Consider the following 4,744-nt stretch of genomic DNA (forward strand, 5'->3'; position numbering starts at 1 on the left):
CGAGGCCGTGGCCTCCTGCGTCTCCGGCGCGTTCTGGGCCGCCGGCCAGAACTGCATCGGCACCCAGCGGATCCTCATCGCGGCCGAGGTCTACGAGCGCTTCCGCGACGCCTTCGTCGCCCGCACCAGGCGGCTGCGCGTCGGCGACCCGCTCGACGAGCGCACCGACGTCGGCCCCATGATCACCCCGCAGGCCGCGGCCGCCACCCGGGCCAAGGTCGACACGGCGGTGGCAGAAGGTGCGGTGCTGCTGTGCGGCAATGAGGTCACCGGCGCCCTGTACGCGCCGACCGTCCTTCAAGACGTCCCGGCGACCTGCTCGATCCGGCAGGAGGAGGTGTTCGCGCCGGTCGTCGTGCTGCAGCCGTTCACGTCGTTCGAGGACGCCATCGAGCAGGCCAACGCCACCGACTACAGCCTCCACGCGGGCGTCTTCACCTCACGCCTGGACCGCGCCCTGACCGCGGCCCGGCTGCTGGAGGCCGGCGGAGTGATGATCAACGACTCGTCCGACTACCGCTTCGACGCCATGCCGTTCGGCGGGTACAAGTACGGCAGCATGGGCCGCGAAGGTGTCCGCTTCGCCTTCGAGGAGATGACCCAGCCCAAGGTCGTCTGCGTCAACCACATCAGTGAAGTGGTCCGATGACGCCCCTTCCGTATCGAGGCGGATCATCGGCGCTGAACGGTGACCGGCAAGGATCTGACGCTGCGTCGGCCTCCTCGTCGAACTCGGCAGTCCTCAAAGGCGGTTGACGACGCTGGACAGGGTGAGCGCGGTGACCGTGTCCCGTACACCGGGCATCTGGGCGATGTCCTCCCAGATGCCCCGTACGCGTTCCAGCGAGGCCGCCTTCAGACGCACCATGATGTCGAAGTCACCGCTGAGGATCTCGCAGATGACGACCTCGGGGATGCGCTTGAGCGCGGCCAGGACGTCGCCGCCGCGCATACGGTCCCTGCGGTACACGAGTACGAGCGCGGAGACCACGTCGCCGGTGCCGCCGCCCGCACGGACGAGGGTGTAGCCGGCGATGTGGCCCTGACGCTCCAGCCGTTCGATGCGCTGGCGCACCGCGTTGCGGGACAGCAGCACCTTGCCGGCCAGCTCCGAGTGCGAGACGCGGGCGTTGCGGGTCAGCTCCGTGATGATCTTCTCGTCGATGGTGTCCATGGAGGACCTCCTCCTTCCCGGCACAGCGGGTCGAGGGGGCGGTTCAGGGGCCGGGCACGAGGCCCGTCAACCCTTGTGATCACGACCCTGGGCCCAACCGGGAGCCGTTGACGGGGATCAGTGGAACCTCCACTGCCGTGGTGCCGAGGCCGACGGGCAGGCTCCCTCGGGTCTTCCGGCCGGGCTCGGCCCTCAGCGCGCCGATGGTCGGGGCCATGGCTTTCCTTGTTCGTGCTCAGGCCGCGGCGCGGCCGTTCGTGGTGATGAAGTCGATCGGCTGGGAGGTGCGGCCCTCCAGGGCGAGGTCCGCGGCGATGTCGCCCATGGCGGGCGAGACCTTGAAGCCCTGGCCGGAGAAGCCGGCCAGCAGGACGATGTCGTCGCAGCCCGGCAGGGGGCCGACCAGCGGGCGGGTGCTGCCGGTGTAGCCCTCCATGAAGACGGACAGGCGCACCGGGTCGGGGTTCAGGCCGGGCAGGTGGCGTCGCACCGCCGTGGTGAAGGTCTCCAGTTCTTCCGGTGCGACGGTCCGGTTCAGCCGGTTGGGGTCGTCCACGGGCTTGTGGTGCGGCTGGGGCAGGCCCAGCTTGACGGCCAGGCCGTCCGGGGACGGGATGCCGTAGAAGGAGGTGGCGCCGCAGCGAATGAAGGCAGGACGCTCGGCGCCTGCCGGGTGGTCCTCGTAGGGCAGGAACCAGGCGCTGATCGCGCGGTGAACGCGCACTTCCCACGGCAGGTCGGGCAGCAGGTCGCCCACCCAGGGGCCCGGGGTGACGACCGCGGCGTCGAAGCGCTCGGTGTCGGTGTCGGTGCGGATCGCCACGCCTCCCCCGGCGAGGGGAGTGACGTCCCGCACCGGGGTGTAGCGGCGGATCCGGGCGCCCAGCTCCTCGGCACGCCGCGCCGCGGTCTGGACCGTCAGCTCGGGGCGGACAAAGCCCGCGTAGGAGTCGAGGACCACCACGTCGCCGTCGTCGACGCGGAACTGCGGGAAACGCTTGGCCATCGCCTCGGTGTCGATCACCTCGTGGTCGAGGCCGTGCTCGGCGATGCCGTCCATGACGGTGCGCATCTCGGGGTCGTCGGCCGGCCCCATGACCAGGGCTCCGGTCAGACGGCGCAGTTCCCTGCCCGTCTCCGCCTCCAACCGCCTCCAGAGGGTGTCGGCGTGCCGCACGAGCGGCACGTAGCGGCCGTCGTGGGTCTGCACGCTGCGGAAGACGCGGGTCTCGCCGCCTGCGGCGCTGCGGTCGTGGCCGGGCGCGTAGCGGTCGTATCCGACGACCTCGGCGCCGCGGGCCGCCAGCCGCCAGGCGGCCTGGCTGCCCATCGTTCCCACGCCGACCACCGCGACGCGCTTCCTCGCAGCTGACACTGGACTTTCCTTTCGTGGCGCCGGGCCGCAAGCCGACCCCCGACCATGAGGGTGCTCTGTGGCGGTTTGGTGGGCGCACGCGCTTGGCGCCCCCGGGCTCGCGTTCGATCCGGGTTCGGAGATTCGCCCCGCACCTGATGTTGTGCCACAGTGTGGCACGCTGTGCTATTATCTGGCACAGAGAATGGCAGCGACTCAGGGGGGAGTCAAGAGGTCCGGCGGCCCCCGTACGCCGTCGCCCACGACGACTTGGAGCGGGGGCAGCTCGCAACCCCCTTCGGCTTCATCCCCGACGGCACGAGCTACCACCTCCTCAGCCGCCGCTCACCCGACCACGGCGGACGCGTCCGCCGGTTGACGGCATGGGTGCGGGCCAGAACCAGCCGGCTCGAAGACGATGCCGAACCAGTGTGACCACTGGACCTGTTTCGTACGCGTTCCCGTGAGGATGCCTCCAGGCGAGGAAGAACGAGGCTCGCCACGGGGCTGCCCTGGCCGCTGAACGCCCCGGACGCCTGCCCCGCTTCCGAGGGGCCCTTGCACGCGTGCCGGCTTGCTCAGGTGTGGAAGCCGGGCATCGACAGGTACTTGAGCTGCTGGTACTCGTGGAGGCCTTCGGGTCCGCCCTCGCGGCCCAGGCCGGACTGCTTGACCCCTCCGAAGGGTGCCGCCACCTCGGAGACCAGGCCGCGGTTGATGCCGACCATTCCGGCCTGAAGGCGGGCGGCGACCCGGCGGGCCCGGTCGATGTGGGACGTCATCACGTACGACGCGAGGCCGTGCTCGGTGTCGTTGGCCAAGGCTATGGCCTGGGCCTCGGTGGAGAACCGGTGGATGGCGGCGACAGGTCCGAAGACCTCCTCGCGCATGATCACGGCGTCGGCGGGGACGTGGTCCAGCACGGTGGGGGCCGCGAAGTGGCCCGGCCCGTCAGGGATGTCCGCCTTGCCGATGACGACGGCACCGCGGGCCACGGCGTCCTCGACGAGGCTACGGACCTTGTCCACCGCACGGTGGTCGGCCAGCGGGCCGAGTTCGGTGTCCTCCAGGCCCGGAGGGCCCACCCGGACAGCGGCCATCTGTTCGCCCATCGCCGCGGCGAACGCGTCGGCGATTCCCTCCTGGACGAGGAACCGGTTGGCGCCGACGCAGGACTGGCCGCCCAGCCGCATCTTCGCGATCATCGCTTCGCGGACCGCGAGGTCGAGATCCGCGTCGTCGAAGACCAGGAACGGCGCGTTGCCACCCAGCTCCATGGAGGTGCGCAGCACTCGTGCACCGGCTTGCTGGAGCAGCAGCCTGCCGACCGGTGTGGACCCGGTGAAGGACAGCTTGCGCAGCCGAGGGTCGGCCAGCAGCGCCGTACTGACCGCTGCCGCGTCACTGCTGGTGATCACGGTCAGGACACCCGCGGGCGCACCGGCCTCACGGGCCAGCTCGCCCAGCACCAAGGAGGACAGCGGGGTGAGCGCCGCCGGCTTGAGCAGGGCGGTGCAGCCCGCGGCCAGGGCGGCGGCGACCTTGCGTGCGGCCATGGCCAGCGGCACGTTCCACGGTGTGATCAGAAGGCAGGGACCGACCGGTTCGGCGACGGTGACGATGTGGCTCCTCCCGTCCGGGGAAGGTGTGCTCCGCCCCTGAGGACGGACCGCCTCCTCCGCATACCAGCGGAAATAGGCCGCGGCGTAATCGACCTCGCCCCGGGCTTCGTTGATCGTCTTGCCGATCTCCAGGCTGATGATCCGGGCCAGACGCTCACGGTGCTCGGACATGGAGTCGGTGAGCCTGTGCAGGACTCTCGCGCGCTCCCGGGGGCTAGTGAGGGCCCACCGGTCGGCGGCCGCGGCCGCCGCGTCCAATGCTTGCAGCGCGTCTTGTGCGTCACAGTCCGCGACCCTGGCTATGACTTCTTCGGTCGCGGGGTTGCGCACCTCGAAGGTGCGGCCTCCGGTGGCGGGTTGCCAGTCGTGGGCGAGGAAGCCACGGGGAACGGATTCGAGGACTGCCGACTCCCCCGAGGGAGCGGTGAGCGTGTCAGTCATGCGCGTGGCTCTTTCGCTGATCGCAGGATGTTGTGCTGAGAGAGCACGACTGGTGGTGGTCATACGGCTTCGCCTCCGGGGTTGGCGACGCCGACGGTGTTCTCGACGGAGAGCAGGGATTCCTGCCGGCCGGTGCCGATCCAGCGGACCAGG

The 4,744-nt window shown here is 70.5% G+C and carries 4 protein-coding genes; 1 reads left to right on the forward strand and 3 read right to left on the reverse strand.

The window, feature by feature from the left end; genetic code table 11:
- On the forward strand, positions 1-649 hold a 649-nt coding region (locus ADK65_RS33265), incomplete at its 5' end, for an aldehyde dehydrogenase family protein (protein WP_159038858.1).
- A 93-nt stretch (positions 650-742) separates the two neighbouring features.
- Here ADK65_RS33265 and ADK65_RS33270 read toward each other — a convergent pair.
- From ADK65_RS33270 to ADK65_RS33280, 3 genes are all read right to left on the reverse strand, one after another.
- Positions 743-1,174: an Lrp/AsnC family transcriptional regulator gene (locus tag ADK65_RS33270; protein ID WP_053674783.1), complete on the reverse strand. Its 432-nt coding sequence runs from the start codon at positions 1,172-1,174 to the stop codon at positions 743-745.
- Between the two features lie 235 nt (positions 1,175-1,409).
- A complete protein-coding gene (gene solA, locus ADK65_RS33275) occupies positions 1,410-2,708 on the reverse strand; it encodes an N-methyl-L-tryptophan oxidase (protein ID WP_420709129.1) in 1,299 nt (432 codons plus the stop codon).
- A gap of 398 nt (positions 2,709-3,106) precedes the next feature.
- Complete coding sequence (locus ADK65_RS33280) at positions 3,107-4,591, reverse strand: NAD-dependent succinate-semialdehyde dehydrogenase (RefSeq protein WP_053674787.1); 1,485 nt, start codon at positions 4,589-4,591, stop codon at positions 3,107-3,109.
- Positions 4,592-4,744: the final 153 nt, after the last annotated feature.

This window comes from Streptomyces sp. NRRL B-1140 (assembly GCF_001280065.1).
Classification (GTDB): Bacteria; Actinomycetota; Actinomycetes; order Streptomycetales; family Streptomycetaceae; genus Streptomyces.